At 38.1% G+C, this 17,181-nt stretch carries 15 protein-coding genes and 4 tRNA genes; 10 read left to right on the forward strand and 9 right to left on the reverse strand.

The genetic code is table 11. The annotated features are described in order from the left end of the window. Positions 1-80: 80 nt before the first annotated feature. Positions 81-2,501 carry a ribonuclease R gene (gene rnr / locus ABFY81_RS12335; protein WP_347913867.1) on the reverse strand — a complete coding sequence of 807 codons (2,421 nt, stop codon included), beginning with the start codon at positions 2,499-2,501 and terminating at the stop codon, positions 81-83. A gap of 260 nt (positions 2,502-2,761) precedes the next feature. Between rnr and ABFY81_RS12340 the strand changes: the two genes are divergently transcribed. The 4 genes from ABFY81_RS12340 to ABFY81_RS12355 all read left to right on the forward strand — a co-directional run bounded on the left by ABFY81_RS12340 (position 2,762) and on the right by ABFY81_RS12355 (position 3,755). Then, a tRNA-Ser gene (locus ABFY81_RS12340) sits at positions 2,762-2,852 on the forward strand. A gap of 10 nt (positions 2,853-2,862) precedes the next feature. Beyond that, positions 2,863-2,939 (forward strand) — tRNA-Arg (locus tag ABFY81_RS12345). Between the two features lie 39 nt (positions 2,940-2,978). After that, a tRNA-Arg gene (locus ABFY81_RS12350) sits at positions 2,979-3,055 on the forward strand. A gap of 106 nt (positions 3,056-3,161) precedes the next feature. Continuing rightward, positions 3,162-3,755: an HAD-IB family hydrolase gene (locus ABFY81_RS12355; protein WP_347913868.1), complete on the forward strand. Its 594-nt coding sequence runs from the start codon at positions 3,162-3,164 to the stop codon at positions 3,753-3,755. A 68-nt stretch (positions 3,756-3,823) separates the two neighbouring features. Here ABFY81_RS12355 and ABFY81_RS12360 read toward each other — a convergent pair whose 3' ends face one another. After that, positions 3,824-6,133, reverse strand: a complete 2,310-nt coding sequence (locus ABFY81_RS12360; protein ID WP_347913869.1) for a hypothetical protein — start codon at positions 6,131-6,133, stop codon at positions 3,824-3,826. Positions 6,134-6,725: 592 nt separating this feature from the next. On the opposite strand from ABFY81_RS12360, the gene ABFY81_RS12365 reads away from it, so the two are divergent. Further along, positions 6,726-6,802, forward strand: a tRNA-Arg gene (locus ABFY81_RS12365). 113 nt (positions 6,803-6,915) lie between these two features. Here the strand turns inward: ABFY81_RS12365 and ABFY81_RS12370 are convergent. Then, positions 6,916-7,608 carry a nitroreductase family protein gene (locus ABFY81_RS12370; RefSeq protein ID WP_347913870.1) on the reverse strand — a complete coding sequence of 231 codons (693 nt, stop codon included), beginning with the start codon at positions 7,606-7,608 and terminating at the stop codon, positions 6,916-6,918. Positions 7,609-7,832: 224 nt separating this feature from the next. On the opposite strand from ABFY81_RS12370, the gene ABFY81_RS12375 reads away from it, so the two are divergent. Both ABFY81_RS12375 and ABFY81_RS12380 read left to right on the forward strand, forming a co-directional pair. Continuing rightward, on the forward strand, positions 7,833-8,330 hold the full coding sequence (locus ABFY81_RS12375) for a YcxB family protein (RefSeq protein ID WP_004705413.1): 498 nt from the start codon (positions 7,833-7,835) through the stop codon (positions 8,328-8,330). A 41-nt stretch (positions 8,331-8,371) separates the two neighbouring features. Then, positions 8,372-9,013, forward strand: a complete 642-nt coding sequence (locus ABFY81_RS12380) for a fumarylacetoacetate hydrolase family protein (protein ID WP_049064626.1) — start codon at positions 8,372-8,374, stop codon at positions 9,011-9,013. Positions 9,014-9,088: 75 nt separating this feature from the next. Here the strand turns inward: ABFY81_RS12380 and ABFY81_RS12385 are convergent, their stop codons facing one another. Continuing rightward, positions 9,089-9,883: a helix-turn-helix transcriptional regulator gene (locus ABFY81_RS12385; RefSeq protein WP_347913871.1), complete on the reverse strand. Its 795-nt coding sequence runs from the start codon at positions 9,881-9,883 to the stop codon at positions 9,089-9,091. A gap of 105 nt (positions 9,884-9,988) precedes the next feature. Between ABFY81_RS12385 and ABFY81_RS12390 the strand changes: the two genes are divergently transcribed. Beyond that, positions 9,989-10,903: a DMT family transporter gene (locus ABFY81_RS12390; RefSeq protein WP_019456551.1), complete on the forward strand. Its 915-nt coding sequence runs from the start codon at positions 9,989-9,991 to the stop codon at positions 10,901-10,903. A 19-nt stretch (positions 10,904-10,922) separates the two neighbouring features. Here ABFY81_RS12390 and ABFY81_RS12395 read toward each other — a convergent pair whose 3' ends face one another. Further along, a complete protein-coding gene (locus ABFY81_RS12395) occupies positions 10,923-12,170 on the reverse strand; it encodes a YihY family inner membrane protein (protein WP_004705421.1) in 1,248 nt (415 codons plus the stop codon). A 287-nt stretch (positions 12,171-12,457) separates the two neighbouring features. On the opposite strand from ABFY81_RS12395, the gene wrbA reads away from it, so the two are divergent. Next, positions 12,458-13,051, forward strand: coding sequence for an NAD(P)H:quinone oxidoreductase (gene wrbA, locus ABFY81_RS12400; protein WP_174740740.1), 594 nt, complete (start codon positions 12,458-12,460; stop codon positions 13,049-13,051). A gap of 53 nt (positions 13,052-13,104) precedes the next feature. On the opposite strand, the gene ABFY81_RS12405 is transcribed toward wrbA, so the two are convergent. The 3 genes from ABFY81_RS12405 to ABFY81_RS12415 all read right to left on the reverse strand — a co-directional run bounded on the left by ABFY81_RS12405 (position 13,105) and on the right by ABFY81_RS12415 (position 15,294). After that, the gene (locus tag ABFY81_RS12405; RefSeq protein WP_347913872.1) at positions 13,105-13,680 is read right to left on the reverse strand and encodes a xanthine phosphoribosyltransferase; all 576 of its coding nucleotides are present in this window, start codon (positions 13,678-13,680) and stop codon (positions 13,105-13,107) included. Positions 13,681-13,751: 71 nt separating this feature from the next. Beyond that, on the reverse strand, positions 13,752-14,465 hold the full coding sequence (locus ABFY81_RS12410) for a DUF3108 domain-containing protein (protein ID WP_077163571.1): 714 nt from the start codon (positions 14,463-14,465) through the stop codon (positions 13,752-13,754). A gap of 157 nt (positions 14,466-14,622) precedes the next feature. Next, positions 14,623-15,294: a hypothetical protein gene (locus ABFY81_RS12415; RefSeq protein ID WP_004705429.1), complete on the reverse strand. Its 672-nt coding sequence runs from the start codon at positions 15,292-15,294 to the stop codon at positions 14,623-14,625. A 232-nt stretch (positions 15,295-15,526) separates the two neighbouring features. Between ABFY81_RS12415 and ABFY81_RS12420 the strand changes: the two genes are divergently transcribed. Beyond that, positions 15,527-16,411, forward strand: a complete 885-nt coding sequence (locus ABFY81_RS12420; RefSeq protein ID WP_347913873.1) for a TonB family protein — start codon at positions 15,527-15,529, stop codon at positions 16,409-16,411. Positions 16,412-16,498: 87 nt separating this feature from the next. Here the strand turns inward: ABFY81_RS12420 and ybeY are convergent, their stop codons facing one another. Continuing rightward, positions 16,499-16,978, reverse strand: coding sequence for an rRNA maturation RNase YbeY (gene ybeY / locus ABFY81_RS12425; RefSeq protein ID WP_347913874.1), 480 nt, complete (start codon positions 16,976-16,978; stop codon positions 16,499-16,501). Positions 16,979-17,181 lie beyond the last annotated feature (203 nt).

A 17,181-nucleotide genomic window follows, 5' to 3' on the forward strand; every position in this document is an offset into this window, starting at 1 on the left:
AATTTGAAAAATAAACGTTCTAAAAGTATTAAGCCCCCATTTTGGGGAGCTTAATAATAAATAATGTAAAAACCTATGGATTAGTCAGCCTTGGACTTGGCATTCGACTTTTTCTTTTTTGGTTTTACTTTTTTCTTTACTTTTTCTGGCTTGGCCTCTGCTTTCGTAGTGGTTTTTTTACCAGACTTTTTAGTATATGAACTTGGTTTACCTTTTTCCTTCTTTTTACGGACAGGTTTTTCATCATCATTCGAAGCGGTAGGCGGTTTACCAAAAACTTCTTCAGTTGCTTGGGTTGATGTTCTGGTTGTACGTGGAGCACGACTGCGAACTACTCGTCCAGCATGGGTGACTTGCTGAATAAGTTGGAAATCGATCTTACGTTCTTCTAGATTTACACCAGCAACCTGAATCTTAACTTCATCACCTAAACCAAAGACCTGACCACGATTTTGTCCAATAAGGTTTTGACTCGCTTGATCATAAATAAAGAAGTCATCGCCAAGCTGGCTAATATGAATCATGCCATCGACATATAAGTCTTTAAGGGTAATAAATAGGCCAAATTCAGTGACAGCACTTACTATACCAATGAATTCATCACCTAAGTGCTGTTGCATATAGTGGCACTTCAACCAAGTCGTTACACTGCGAGATGCTTCATCTGCACGGCGTTCGGTTTGAGAGAAATGTTCACCAGCATCGTCTAAAGCTGCACCAGAGAGTGGGGAAGGCTTTTGTTTTAAATGAGCTTTAATTGCGCGATGTAACAATAAGTCTGGATAGCGACGAATTGGTGAGGTGAAATGCGTATAAGCTTCATAAGCTAAACCATAGTGACCTGCATTTTTTGCGCCATAGTAAGCTTGCATCATTGAGCGTAATAACACGGCATGAATGCTTGGTGCATCAATACGGTCTTTAGTTGCCTCAATAACTTTTTGATAATCTGCTTGAGTTGGTTGGTCAGGGAACGGTAAGCCAAGAAGTTTTACAAAGTCTTTTACTTTCTGAATACGTGAGAACTCAGGCGCTTCGTGTACGCGATATAACATTGGAACATCATGTTCTAATGCATATTCAGCCGCAGCCACGTTAGCAAGCAACATGCATTCTTCAATAAGTTTGTGTGCTTCATTACGTGTGCGAGGCAAAATTTCTTTAATTCCACCTAGCTCATCAAAAGTCATATACGTTTCAATCGTTTCAAATTCCATTGCATGACGATCAGCACGTAAATTTTTCAAAATCTGATAAAGCTGGAAAAGCGTATTGAGTGATTTGTGAATATCACGATCTTTTGGAATTGCGTCAGTTGCACCATCAAAGTATTGCGCTACCTGAGTGTAGGTCAAACGTGCTTTTGAGTGCATGACCGATGGATAAAACTCATAACCCGTTACACGACCAGTACGAGAGAGTTTTAGATCACAGACCATACATAAACGGTCTACGTGCGGGTTAAGTGAACACAATCCATTTGATAATGCTTCTGGTAGCATTGGTAAAACAAAATGCGGGAAGTAAACCGAAGTACCACGTTCTTCCGCTTCTTCATTAAGAGCTGAATCTAAACGTACATAATGACTCACATCAGCAATTGCAACTACAACGCGATAACCCCCACCTGGACGTTTTTCGGCATACACGGCGTCATCGAAATCTCGTGCATCTTCACCATCGATTGTGACAAGCGCTAAATCTCTTAAATCAACTCGTCCTTCACGGTCTTGTGCAGAAGGTTCTTTAAAACTTTCAGCTTCTTTTATAACTTCATCTGGAAATTCGTAAGGTAAGCCAAACTCAAGAATGGTCTGTGGGATAATTATTTCGGTATCCGCTTTATCGGCCATAGATTGAATAATATGCGCTGTTGCAAACTCTTCACGGGTTGGGTAGGTATCTATAGCAATACGAAGCATGTCGCCAACATTTGCGTTGGCATGTGCAACTAATTCTTTTTCTAATGGAATCGGTTGGTGCTGATTTGGATTATTAGGTTGAATAAAGTATTCACCGTCGTGTATAGACAATTTACCAATTAACTGTTTTACACGGTGCTGTAGAACCTCGGTAATGAAACCCCACGGTTTACCTTTACGGTCTACTGATGTCTGTCGAACTCGAACCCGATCACCATTAAAGACTAAGCGTAATTCACGTTCAGGAAGTAAAAGGTCATTTTGCCCGTCAATATGAGCGGTACCTAAACCTTTACTATTAATATAGACAGTCGCTTCATAAGTGGGTTGGTCTGCCACCAACTGAAACTTAAACCCGTCTTTCATGATTTGACCATCACGAACCATTGCACTTAAGCGATGACTAAGAGCTTCGATACTTTTCTGGTCTTGAATATGAAAATGGTCAACAAGTTCTGCATGGGATTGTGGTGTCTGCAATTGCTCCAATGTATCTAAAATAAGAGTACGGCTTGGAATCGGATTGTCATAACGTTCAGCTTCAGCTTTCGCTTCGGGGTCAGCCCAGTTTTTTGTCATGTCTTTTGGTTTCACGCTTGGCAGATAAGTTTAGCATAAGTCATGCAGACCCGAACTGCACGTTTAGGTTTGCAATAATGTGTATGCACTACTGTATTTTAATGAAGAAATAATATCTATCTTAACAAGCGTTTGATCGAAAAAGATGAAAATAATAAGGAAATTGCTTAAAAAATAATTCATTGAACTAAAAAACAAGAAAATTTCACTATGATGACTTGAACAATAGGGTTTTAGTTTGTATTATGGCGGCTCGTTCCGGTGAGGTGGATGAGTGGCTGAAATCACTTCCCTGCTAAGGAAGCATACCTATTACTGGTATCGAGGGTTCGAATCCCTCTCTCACCGCCATTTACTTAATGCGCTCATAGCTCAGCTGGATAGAGCACTTGGCTACGAACTAAGGGGTCGGGAGTTCGAATCTCTCTGAGCGCACCAAGTAAAATAGAACGAATCGCTGAAAGGCACACAAGTTACGCGCTCATAGCTCAGCTGGATAGAGCACTTGGCTACGAACTAAGGGGTCGGGAGTTCGAATCTCTCTGAGCGCACCAACTTGAAGAATTAACCGCTTTTATAGCGGTTTTTTTGTGTCTGCTATTTAGTAATTTTAAAAAATTTAAATTTATAACTTTTTAATTATATTAGAGATAATCATAAATGAATCTGGCTTTATTTGATTTTGATGGCACGATAACCCATAACGATACTTTTAGTTTGTTCCTTAAATTTTCTTTGAGCAGAAAAACTCAAATACTTGGTGGTATTCGACTTGCACCTTATATTGCGGGCTATAAGTTTGGCTGGGTAACGGATAGAACTATACGGACCAAGCTCTGTCAGGTGGGATATGTTGGTTATAATGCCGATTCTCTGAGACATATAGGACAAGAGTTTGCTAATAAAGTAATTCCTACCTGTATTCGTGAAAATGCACTAGAACGTATTCTCTGGCATAAACAGCAAGGGGATCAGGTTGTTGTTGTATCTGCTTCGTTAGGGGTTTATTTAGAAAGTTGGTGTCAGTCATTAAACTTAGATGTTATTTGTAATCAACTTGAGATACATAATGGTGTCTTGACTGGTCATTTTATTAATGGTGATTGTGGTTATTTAGAAAAAGTAAATAGAATAAAAAATAAATATGATTTAACCAAATATTCTACTATTTATGCTTATGGTGATACTCCTAATGATTATCCGATGTTAGGCTTAGCGCATAAGAAATATTATAAATGGCAGGAAATGAATTAATATTAATTAATCTTTAAAAATATATACAAAAATAAAGCCACTATAAATAGTGGCTTTATTTAATTTTATTAAAGAGTGTGTGAAGAGCTATCTAAGAAATTATCAGTAAGTAATGATTGAGGAACTAAAGTATGAACCGTATTTGTTACGCTTGATACTGTAGAAGTTACTCCTCCTAAGTTACCTGTTAATCCGCCTAATAGCCCAGAAATCACATCTGAGCTACCTGTGCCAGTAACACCACCAGTTAAGCTACCCACGATATCTGTTACGATGCCAATAGGATTGCTGCCAGCTGTACCGCCAGTTACGCCACCAATGATATCGGTAACTGTACCAAGTGGATTGCCACCAGTTAAACCACCAAGAAGATCAGTAACTACACCGAGTGGATTATCGCCACCAACACCACCAGTTACGCCACCAATAGCGCCAGTCGCACCACCAAGAATGTCAGTTAAAATACCAGTCGCAGTTGTACCATTTGTAATGAGTGTGTTGACAATACCAGTTGCATGATCAGTTGCACCTTGGATATTACCGCCCACTAAATCAGATACAACCTCAAGCGCACCATTCACTGTATCGTGAGACGTTTCAAAAGTTAAAGTGCCAAGATGAGCAACATCGGTAACAGGGTGTTCCGTTTGAGGAAGCACACCAACTACAGTGTCTGCAACAGTATTAATTGCTGTATTAATAATACCAGTTTTTAAAGTTTCCACGCCCTGAAGAACATCGATACCACTTTGGACCACATCAATTACTGGAGATATAGGAGATGTGCCGCCACCAATAATACCGCTAGTCACACCACCAAGGATGTCAGTAACAGTACCAAGTGGGTTACCGCCAGTAACACCACCAGTCAAGCCGCCGATAGTGTCAGTTACACCGCCAAGAATGTCAGTAACAGTACCAAGTGGGTTGCCGCCAGTAACACCACCAGTCAAGCCGCCGATAGTGCCAGTCACACCACCAAGAATGTCAGTAACAGTACCAAGTGGGTTGCCGCCAGTAACACCACCAGTCAAGCCGCCGATAGTGCCAGTTACACCGCCAAGGATGTCAGTAACAGTACCAAGTGGGTTGCCGCCAGTAACACCACCAGTCAAGCCGCCGATAGTACCAGTCACACCGCCAAGAATGTCAGTAACAGTACCAAATGGATTGCCGCCAGTAACACCACCAGTCAAGCCACCGATAGTACCAGTCACACCGCCAAGGATGTCAGTTAAAATGCCTGTTGCAGTTGAACCGTTATTAACAAGTGTCCCAAGAATACCTGTTGCAGATTGAGTAGCTCCTTGAATGTCGCCACCTACTAAATTAGATACTGTTTCTAATGCGCCATTGACTGTATCGCGAGAGGTTTCAAAAGTTAGAGTGCCAAGATGAGCAATATCGGTAACAGGATGTTCCGTTTGAGGGAGTACGCCAACTACAGTGTCAGCAACAGTATTAATTGCTGTATTAATAATACCAGTTTTTAAGCTTTCAACGCCTTGAAGAATATCAATGCCGCCTTGAACTACATCAACAACTGGAGAAATAGGAGATGTACCACCACCAATAATACTACCAGTTAAACCACCGATAGTGCCAGTCACACCGCCAAGGATATCAGTTACTGCACCGACTGGATTGCCACCAGTCACGCCGCCAGTTAAACCACCAGTCAGACCGCCGATAGTGCCAGTTACACCGCCAAGGATGTCAGTTACTGCACCGATTGGATTGCCGCCAGTGACACCGCCAGTTAAACCACCAGTTAAACCACCGATAGTGCCAGTCACACCGCCAAGGATGTCAGTTACTGTATCGACTGGATTACCGCCAGTTAAACCACCAGTCAAGCCACCGATAGTGCCAGTCACACCGCCAAGGATATCAGTTACTGCACCGACTGGATTGCCGCCAGTGACACCGCCAGTTAAACCACCAGTCAGGCCGCCGATAGTGCCAGTTACACCGCCAAGGATATCAGTTACCGCACCGACGGGATTGCCACCAGTCACGCCGCCAGTTAAACCACCAGTCAGGCCGCCGATAGTGCCAGTCACACCGCCAAGGATGTCAGTTACTGTACCAACTGGATTGCCGCCAGTAGCGCCACCAGTTACACCACCAACAGCACCTGTTACGGTACCGACTACACCAGAAACTAAGCCTGTTGTGTGAGAAACGGTATTGGTTACAGTTGAAACAACATTAGAAAGTAAGCCTGATGTTGAAACATTTCCTGTAGCAATATTTATATCAGAAACGTTAACGTTAACAGAGGAACCTGTATTTACAATTGGGGTTACCGATATAATATTACCCAAGTCTTGGGTAACTTTTGATATCGAAGTTACTAGATTTTTTAATAAGAACATAATGGTCTATTTCCTGTATATTTATGTATTTTTAAGTAAGTATTTATTTATTACGTTAGGCAATTATTGAGATATGCTTCTCAATAATTAAAAATTAGTATTGGGTACATCTCAAAAAGTGTCAATGCATATTTCTACTCAAATAATTTGATACTTATAATGTTTTGACAATTAGATATTCACTTTGATTTAGACATAAAAATAATAATTTTTTTTATAATATATGGTTTAAAGATCAATGTATTTTTTCCTCTTTTTTTGATTATTTTTTATAAATATTAAAGCTAAATAAACTAGCTAATAAAAATATTTATGGTTAGGTAGAAATATTTTATTTATATAATCCTGACTAAAAAACTATACTTTTATTTTTACTCATTTGGCCAAAATGCCCAAATTGAGGTGTAGTCGTAAAGAACTTTAATTGAAAAAAAATATTTCAAACCGATTTCATAGCTAAGCAGACTACATTCCTGAGCGAGATCATACCTTTGTGTTTTCTAATGGCTAAGAACTAGACGTTTGATGACAAAAAGATGAAAAATGTCTTTCTAAAATAGAAAAACTGCGTATAATGCCCTCCATCAAGTACGCGCTCATAGCTCAGCTGGATAGAGCACTTGGCTACGAACTAAGGGGTCGGGAGTTCGAATCTCTCTGAGCGCACCACTTGAAGAATTAACCGCTATTTATAGCGGTTTTTTTGTGCCTATTTTTTATAGTTTTATTAAAAAAGCTGGTGCTCATGGCAACCAGCTCTAAACGATAGTACAAAATATTGATTAGCCAAATGTTTTAAAGCGGCTTGAATCATCAATAAAGGCTTTTTCTCCAGCATTTCCTTCAATAGAACCAAAAACTAACTGAGCTCTTAGCTTCCATTCAGCTGGGATATTGAAAGCAGTATTAATTTTCTCATCAATAATTGGGTTGTAGTGTTGCAATGAAGCGCCAATACTTTTTTCAGCTAATACATTCCAAACTGCAAATTGAGCAATTGCTGTTGAGTGCTCAGACCAGATTGAAAAATTATAAGCATAAGCTTCAAACTGTTCTTGTAAGCCTTTAACCACGTTCTGATCTTCATAAAACAAAACTGTGCCTGCACCAGCGGCAAAACTTTGAATTTTTTGTTCTGTTCCAGATACAGCTTCAGCTGGGATAATACTTTTTAAAATTTCTAGAACCATATTCCAAAACTTGTGATGTGACTCTCCAAATAAAATAACAGCGCGAGATGATTGAGAGTTAAATGCAGAAGGACTATGTCTGATTGCTTCTTGAATTAATTTTTCAATTTCGTCGTTGGTTTGGCTTAAGTTATTTCCAATTGCATAAATAGAGCGGCGGTTCTTAATGAGTTCTAAGAAAGAAACTGCATTTGAAGGCTTTAGTTCTTGAGTGGCTTTAACAGCCACATCTTCTTGAGTTGCCGATTTTTGATTTAAGCCAAATAGTTTTGCAAAGAAAGACATGACGAATTCCACTAAAAGAGACAATAGAAGCATTCTATAAATTTAAGAATAGGAAATAAGCCTTATAAATATGAATCTATGTTCTATATATGAAACGAGTAAGCAGCTTGCACAACTGAAAGTCTTATAAGTTGAGCAAAAATAAAAAATCACTTTTGATTCATTTTAAAGCGTAGATGAATATGCTCTAATAGTTTCGATTTATTCAATATTGACACATTGTGATGACCGAGCAAAAAAGCGCTTTATCTTTACGTTATTATTTAAATTTAGAAGAGTCTCAAGACGGGTTTGGCTTGGTGACGTTCGGAAAGAAGCAATTCAGCCGTTTTTTAACCCCTGTTATTAGTGTTGCAATCATTATTTGGGGGCTTTATTTAGGTTTCTCAGGTGTTGGTCGTTACTATGTTGCCTTAGGTGTTTTTTTCCTAATTATGCAAGGTTTAATGCGCTATTGGCTTTTACCAATGATGTTTAAACGTCAGTTTGTACGTTATCAGTTTGGTAAGAGTGAGCAGGGAATCGATTTATATCAGGATTATTTTGAACTTTATGCTGCGGGTCGTAAACAAGTTGTACAGTATGGTGACGTACAAACTTTTGCCATAGGTAAATTGACTTATATGCTTGAGCTAAAAAATAAGACGGTCATTATTGTACCTAAACGTGCTTTTGCTCAAGCTTCAGATCAAACCGTATTTGAAAATACATTTAAGAAATAAGTTATTGGAATTATTAGTCGCAACAATATAAAGGAAGCCTCATGAATACACGTCCTTCAAAAATCGTTTGCGTGGGCAGAAGTTATGCCGATCATGTAAAAGAGCTGAACAATGCAATGCCGGGACGACCAGTATTGTTTATCAAACCGCCAAGTAGTTTGATTGGTTTAGATGAAGGTATTTCGTGGAATCCATCTTGGGGTAGTTGCCATTTCGAATGCGAATTTGTTTTACGTATTGATAAGCCACTAAAAGGCGAAACTGATCCGCAAAAAGTATTGCAAGCTATTGGGGCGGTAACTTTAGGGTTAGATTTAACTTTGCGTGATATGCAAAATGAATTGAAGGATAAAGGCCAGCCTTGGGAAAGAGCAAAAGCATTTGATGGTTCATGTGTACTTGCGGACTGGGTAGATGTAAGTGAAATTACCAATTGGGAAGATACTAAGTTTACTTTCCATATAAATGATGAATTACGTCAAGATGGTAATACAGCCTTGCTTATGTTTAACATTGCTTACTTATTGGTTGATATAAATCAGGTGTTTTCACTTGAACCGGGCGATGTCATTATGACAGGTACGCCAGCAGGTGTAGGGCCATTGAATGCTGGCGATCAGTTAAAAATGACTTTGAAAGGTGCTACTCAAGATTTTGTTTGGGAAACTTTTGTTAAAGCATAATTTGATTTAGCTCATTAAGTTTTGAACCCTATTATTGAACTGATAATAGGGTTTTTTATTGCACTCGACATTAAGTTATTGATAGAGTTTTCGGAACTGGTCTGGGGTAAATCCCATCCAGCGTTTAAACATATAAATAAATGCTGATGCACTGGCATAACCTAAATCAAAAGCGATGCTTTCAATTGTTTTTCCTTGATTAAGCATAGTCATTGCTTTCATAACTTTTAATCTTTGTCTCCATTCATGTAAAGACATGCCTAACTCTTTTTGACTGTAACGAGCCAAAGTCCTTTCAGTCATATTTATACGTTCAGCGAGTTCTTGCAAAGTACTGTTATCGGCAGGGTTATGGTGTAAATCATTTAAAACTTTTGCTAAGGCTGGATGATGTGTTGTTGGTAAATAACTACCGACCAATTCAGCTTCTATGAGTTGATCTAATAGAACCTGAAGTAGACGTAAATATTCAACTTGAGTTTCATCCTGATGATATTGCCTTAAGTGGTCTAACAACGCAGGTACAAGCGGTGAAGTTAATAATATTCCTACTTTCTGCGGTAACTTTTGGCACAGACTTTCATGAATATATAAGGTTGCATGGGTTACTTCATTGCGATTAATTCCGCTATGTTTGGTATAAGGTGGTAGCCAAATCCCGTAAGGTGGCGGCGTTAAATAGTTGATTTGATCAATATTAACTTCAAGTACACCACTAAAAGCATAAATAAATTCACCCCATGCATGTGCATGTTGAGGATAAACCGTTTCTGCTGGCGCATTTCGCACACGAAACCAGAGTAAATCAGGAATTGAGTTGTGAGCGGGAATTTCTAGAAAATCTTGCACACGTTGAGCTGATTTTTTCATCTATGAAAATTGCCTGAAAATGCAAATAGCTTGTCTGTTTTTCACTATATCATGCAAATACGACAGTTCTATAGTCTGATTTTTCGCTATAAATAAAGGTATTAAATGGACGAGCGCAAAAATCTGGATACCAGAGCTTCGGCTTTAATGGTGCTTTTATGCATGATTTTAGGACTTCAACAAGTGGTTCTAAAAATAGCGGCTGCAGATATTACGCCGATTATGCAAATTGCTTTACGTTCTGGATTATCTGCACTTTTAGTATTGCCTTTATTGTGGCGTGATAGTTCTATCCATCTATTTTCTTATCAACAATGTAAAGCTGGTGCGCTTGTTGCTTTATTTTTTTCATTAGAGTTCTATTTCGTAACTCAAGCCTTAAAACTCACCTCAACTTCCCATACTGTAGTTTTACTCTATACCGCTCCAATTTTTGTCGCATTGGGACTTCATTGGAAATTTCCTACTGAGCGCTTGAACCGAGCGCAGTGGGCAGGCATTACTTTGGCTTTTATGGGAATTATTATTACATTTTATCCGACAGCTACAACTCTAAATGGCGCAGCATTAGTGCAAGTTTTATTGGGTGATTTATATGCACTTATGGCGGGAATGGCTTGGGCATTAAGCACTATTATTGTTCGCTTATCTTCTTTGGCTCAAGCCCCAGCAACGCAAACCTTGTTTTATCAACTCACGGGTTGTTTCATTTTATTAATCTTAATCGCTTTTGCGACAGATCAAACCACAATTCATCTTACGAAATTGACATTTTTAAGTCTGAGCTTTCAAACATTGATTGTATCTTTTGCAAGTTTATTACTTTGGTTTTGGCTATTAAGAAATTATTTAGCCTCACGTTTAGGCGTATTTTCCTTTCTGACGCCATTATTTGGTGTGCTTTTTAGTGTGTTGTTCTTAGATGAAAAATTAGAAATCAAATTTGTAGCTGGAAGTATTTTGGTTTTATCAGGAATCATTATTATGAGCTTAAAACAGGGCCAACCAAACAAAGGCTAAACCCTGTTGTTCATGTATATTATTTCTCTTCAAAAATCGTTGAAAGTGGAATAGAGAGCTTTGCAGCTAAATAGTCGTTTGATTCAACTAGTGCAGGGCCAATTCTTTCCATCCATTCGTCATCGTCATGCACATTGAGTACATCTAGACGTAGGGGAAGTGGATAAGGCAATGCAGTGAAGAAGCTCCAGAAGTCGACTTGAGATAAATTGCGAACTAAAACATATTCATCTTTATCTGTGCGTTTAACTAAATTTTGCTCTTCAAGTAAGACGACATAAGCGGGCCAACGGCCAACCTCACCGCGGCCTAAAATACCCAATGCTTCTTTATCACTTACACTTTCACCAAGTTTCTGCTTTTTATAAAAGAGTTCTAAAATATCGAGTAGCATGAGTACTGGATGTCTTTTTTGCTCTTTACCTGAATGGAAAGCGGTAAGGGCAAAACTCACCTCGACCCCAAGCAAAACAATATTCCAAGATAAGAAAACCCATAGTAGGAAAATAGGTACTGCCGCAAATGCACCGTATATGATTTCATAACTGGTGAAGTTGGACATTAAAAAGCCAAATAAGTTTTTGAGTATTTCAAATAATACAGCACTTAAACAGGCGGCAATTGCTGCTGAAAATAACGGGACCGTGCGGTTGGGAATGGTCCAATATAAAATAAAGAATCCCAAAACAGTAAGAACAAAAGAAATGAGCCAAAGTAGAAAGGCGCCATCAAGTTGATAACCTGTAAAGTTATTACTTAATAAGTTCATTGATGCAACGGTTGATGAAATAACGAAAGCACTACCTAAGATAATAGGGCCAAGCGAAATAATGGTCCAGTAGCGCATAAAACCTACAATGCCACTACGAGTTTCTTTCACTCTCCATATCCGATTGAAGGCAGTTTCAATTGTTGTCAGCATTAAAACTGTCGTGACAAATAGGAACAGCACACCAATTACAGTTAAATTACTGGATTTTTCGGTAAATGCATTGAGTGCCTTATCAAATGCAATAGTACTTTTAGGTAAAAAGTTACTATAGATTAAGTGCTGTAACTGTTGTCTAGCAGGTTCTAACGCTTTAATTGAAGAAATAATAACTAAAAATACTGTTAGCATCGGCACAACAGCAAAAAGAGTTGTATAAGTGAGAGCGCCAGCTTGTTCTCGGCAGCGATCAGCTTCAAAACGCTTAATCACGAATAAAATAAATTGAAACCAGGTCTTGTTATAAAAAGGAAGTCTCTTCAAAAAACGTTCTAACATGCGTCATCTATCCCGATTTTTTTAATCATGATGTGGGTGATTGATATTCACCAGTGTCTTCGGTTGAGAACACTATCGTTGATATGGGTAAACTTTAACTTAAAGAATAAAAAGTATTCTGAAAGTTCCGTATGTATCATCGTAACAAAACATCGTAAAAAGCTTTTACCGATATTTGTTACTGTTGCCCTTAAAAATCAATCACCTCTAAAATTTCATAGAATTGGCTTCGCCAAAAAAATAAAAAATACCGTATAGTGTTCTTTTTAACAAAATTCATGAAAGCGATGCAACCTTACATTCTTGTGCTTTATTACAGTAAATATGGTTCTACTAAAGAAATGGCGCATCTTATTGCAAATGGTGTTGAGTCTGCTGGGGTTGCTGTAAAAATAAGAACAGTACCTAATATTGCAACAGTTGTAACAGAGGCTGAACCGAGCATTCCTGAAGAAGGCGATATTTATTGTACTTTAGAGGATTTAGCTAATTGTGCTGGCTTGGCACTAGGGTCTCCAACTCGCTTTGGTAATATGGCGAGTGAAATGAAATATTTCTGGGACCAAACGACAAGTCTCTGGCTCAATGGTGCATTACATAATAAACCTGCTTGCGTTTTTACTTCTTCTGGTTCAATGCACGGTGGGCAAGAAAGTACTTTATTAACAATGTTACCGCCGTTATTTCATCATGGCATGATGATTTTAGGTTTACCAAATTCTATTCCCGCCTTATCAAATACGAAAACAGGCGGAACGCCTTATGGTGCTAGCCATGTGAGTGGTCCACGTCATGACCAAGGTTTAAGTCAAGATGAAAAGGTTTTATGTGAAGCGCAAGGTAAGCGTTTAGGTGAAATCGTAAAAAAACTTCATTCTTAATTTTTATAGTAATAAAAAAGAGCGGAAATCCGCTCTTTTTTATTAAAACAATTTTATTCTTTAACAAAAGTTACTGTGCCATCAGTAAGTGATTTAACTCGCGCTAATGATTCAAGGCGGTAACCTTTTTCAAGCAATAAATCACGGCCAGGTTGGAATGATTTTTCAATCACAATACCGACACCTACAACTTCTGCATTTGCTTGATGAATTAAGTCAATTAAACCAAGTGCAGCTTGACCATTTGCTAAAAAGTCATCAATGACTAAAGCTTTATCGCTTGAGTTGATGTGCTTGTTTGAAATAGCAATGGTACTTTCAGTTTGTTTAGTAAAACTAAATACTTTGGCGCGATATAAATCGTCTTTTAAAGTGAGCGATTGATATTTGCGAGCAAAAATCACAGGTACACCAAGCTCTAAACCTGCCATGATTGCTGGCGCAATACCTGAAGCTTCAATGGTAATAATCTTGGTAATCCCTGCATCTTTGAAGCGAGCGGCAAATTCTTTACCAATCTGCTGCATGAGGACAGGGTCAATTTGGTGATTTAAGAAAGCGTCGACTTTCAACACTTGATCAGATAGAACGATACCTTCTGTTAAGATTTTCTGTTCTAGTGCGTGCACGGGAGAATCCTCTAGACGGATGCTTTTAAAGCAAATGCGTATTTTAAAAAGCATCCGAAAAAATGCAAGCTTTAATTCGTTTTACCGCTATAACTTGTTAATAACAAACCATAAGATGTTTTGCCATCAATATGGCTTACCTTAACTGGTAAGTAGTCTAATTTAGGTGCTAACCAGAAAATTGTACTGCGATCTGGTCTGCCATGTTCTAAAACTACTTTTACCGTATCAAAGGTGCCGTAAGAAGTTTTAACTTTTTCGTTGCCTTGTTTTACAAAACGGCGGTTTTCGACTTCTTTTGCATCTGCAAGAGGGTAAGAAGATTTAAGTGAACCATTTTTTAAATCTTCACGGACTTGTAATTCAGCATTTAGCTCGTCAAGTACGCCTGGCTGCCAAGCAAATGAGCGTGCTTTATCATCTTTCTTAGTGCTAATTGTCTTATTACCAGGGTTAAAATTAATATTCATAGTGTTGTTATGAATTAAAATTTTGCTGGTACGGCTAAAGCTTTGTGAACCGATTTTACCATTAGCAAAACTAAATTTACTGGTTTCACTCGCAGAAGCGATTCCACCTGCTTTTGCAGTGAATAGATAAGTCCAGTTATTTCCTTGTTGACTAAGTGCGCGTGTTGCTGAACCCATGCCTTTATTATTATAGGTAAACTGATAATTTGCCTGAAATGGGCTCATGGCAAGTGCATGGCTAGAGAAACTTGCAATAAGCAAAGTTGTCGAAATACCAGTTGCGATGCTGAATGATTTCAGAAATTTTGTTGCCATAAGTAAATATCCTTGTACAGACTGAAAGGTCAGTGCTGATGCATCTATGACTTTTGCATATTATGCCTGTTGATCATGGAGAAAAAATCAGGATTTATGCTAAATATGTAATCTCTTTGTGTTTTTTAGCAGCAAATTTCTTTAGCTCATACAGTTGTTATGCATCTTTTTGCTGTATTGGCGTAATCTCAGAGTCTTCTAGTTCATCTTCAAAATCGTCATCTTGATCTTTGAAAAGTAAAGCTGCAAGGTTCACATTACCAAAGACGACCAATTCTGCTTCACGAACCCGCGCATAGTTAATATGAACTTTGCCTAATGTTTCAATAATACTGGCTTTCTTACCGAACCAACGGTTCAGGTCTAGGAAGATAAGATCATCTTTTTCTTGGGCTACGTTAAAACGTTCCAAAATCATGCCCAAAGGATCTTTTTTTAGAATTTTGTGATAGTAAAAAATAGCAGCTTTTACAGCAATTTTTTGCCAGAAATTTTTATATTTAGCTTCTACTATTTGTGTATTACTAATCTGTTCAAAAACGATTAGTTGCTGTTCTTTATTAAATTCCATCTGAATCAGTTTTAAGTCGACAGATAAAGTCGTCTCTAAACCTTTGACATGCATTGTGGCATAAAGCCTTAACCAATCATGATAAAGGTCTGTATGCAAATCATCTAGAAATTCGACATTATTGGTAACATAGCGTTCTAATGTCGCGTTTAGAAAAGTTTGCGACAATGTAAAATCTCTTTCTTCCTCAATGAAGGCTTCAGCTTTGCGGTAGACTTTATGAAGACGTTTGACTAGTGAGGAAAATAGCGTTTGCATAAAAGAACTTCCAGAAGATGAATTATTAAAGAAACAACACACTCTTTATTATGTTAAAAACACGTTTTGATATTGCAGTGTAACAAATTTAATTGATACATTTTCACAAAATGAAAATGGATAAAAACTCATATTTGAAGTGAATCACACTTTTATCCATATTTGAATATCAGTTTGTATTTTGTTCGGTATCAGTACCGTGGGGAAAAGGCATTTATATGCTTTTAAGATTATGTTGAAAAAAAGAAGTCTTCCTATAGAGCCTTTTCTTTATTGGTGGCAAGACCGAGTCTTTATTGTTGCAATAATACTCGCAATCTTGCTACATACTCTTGTGCTGCTGATTCATTTTGCTATGCCTGCGCCGTCAGAGCAATCCACGAAAGAAATCGCTATATCTATTCGTCCTACTGAGGATGCTGTTAAGCATGCAGATTTTTTAGCGCAAGCAGACCAACAAGGTTCAGGAACTTTTCGAGAGGCTCATCGGATGTCTAGTAATTCTCCGACACCTATGACTACTGATGCTTCAACGGGAGAAGCCCAGTTAGAAACTTTAGAAAAAGTACAGCAACAAAGAGAACTTAAGTTTGAAGAAAAAGTACTCATGACTGTGTTGAGCTGGCAGAAACAAGCTGAGGAGAGTCAAAGAAAGAAAGCACTTGAGCAATTAGAAAGCCAGTTTCAAGCTAAAGCTGCAATGGTCGCGAGCCTAGAAGCTCAATATTTACAACGTCAGCAAGATTTCAGTCGTCAACAAAAAATAAAAACAGTCGATGGTATTCAAGCCAAGAAAGATGCTTCAGCAGCTTATTTAGATAAGTTCCGTGAAAAGGTGGAGCTTTACGGTAATCGTTATTATCCAGAAGAAGCTAAACAACAACAATTAAAAGGTGAAGTTCGCCTTATGGTGATTTTGAATGCTCAAGGGGGCATTCGTGCAATTCGTTTACTTGAAAGTTCAGGACATTCAGTTTTAGATGAAGCTGCAAAAGCTTCTGTACGTCGTGGTGCGCCATTTGGTCGTTTTGATAGCAATATGAAAGATATTTCTGAGCTACGTATTATTCGTACTTGGCGTTTTGATCCAGCTGAAGCTGAATTTGAGGTACATTAATGAAAAATGTGGATAACTTGTAGGATATCCACATTTTAAAAATAAATTAGAAAACTGATTCTGTTATGAATCGTTTAAAAGTGAAATTTATGATTCCTGATAAGGATTAGCAATATTGAGTTTAGCTAAAATTTCAATTTCTAAGCCTTCCATTTCTTCGGCATCTTCATCGCTTGTTTCATGGTCATAACCAAGTAAATGCAGAACACCATGTACTAAAAGATGTGCAAAATGATTTTGTGCAGTTTTCTTTTGTTCCAAAGCTTCTTGTAATACCACTGGAATACAAATCACTAAATCGCCCAACGGTAATGCATCAAGCATAGGTAGGACTTCTTCAGGAATATCGCTTGGAAATGAGAGAACATTAGTGGGTTTATCTTTCTCGCGATATTGCAAGTTAAGTTGATGGCTTTCTTCCAAATCAACACAGGCAATACCAATTTCACAATCTTCTTTGTAGCCAACGTGGTGTAAAGTGGTCTCAATAATTTTTTTGAGTTGAGCTCGTTTGAGCTCTAACTCAGGTGATTGAAAGTCTTGTTGTAAACTTAAACTGATTTTCAAAGTGAATCCTTAGGGGGCTGTTAAACATTCACAGATGGTTGCGACATCGAGTATTTTTAGATGATACAAGGCGTGGACTATGAAATTTAGGTATTCTAAATGAATAGTTCACAACGATGTAGCAACAAAAAACGCTGTTGTCCCGAAGGGTTGTGGCTAAAATTATCTCAGACTACGTTATGAAACTTGGAAAGGGGTTTACC

The sequence above is a fragment of the Acinetobacter sp. WA-87 genome (genome assembly GCF_039938935.1).
Lineage (GTDB): Bacteria > Pseudomonadota > Gammaproteobacteria > Pseudomonadales > Moraxellaceae > Acinetobacter > Acinetobacter seifertii.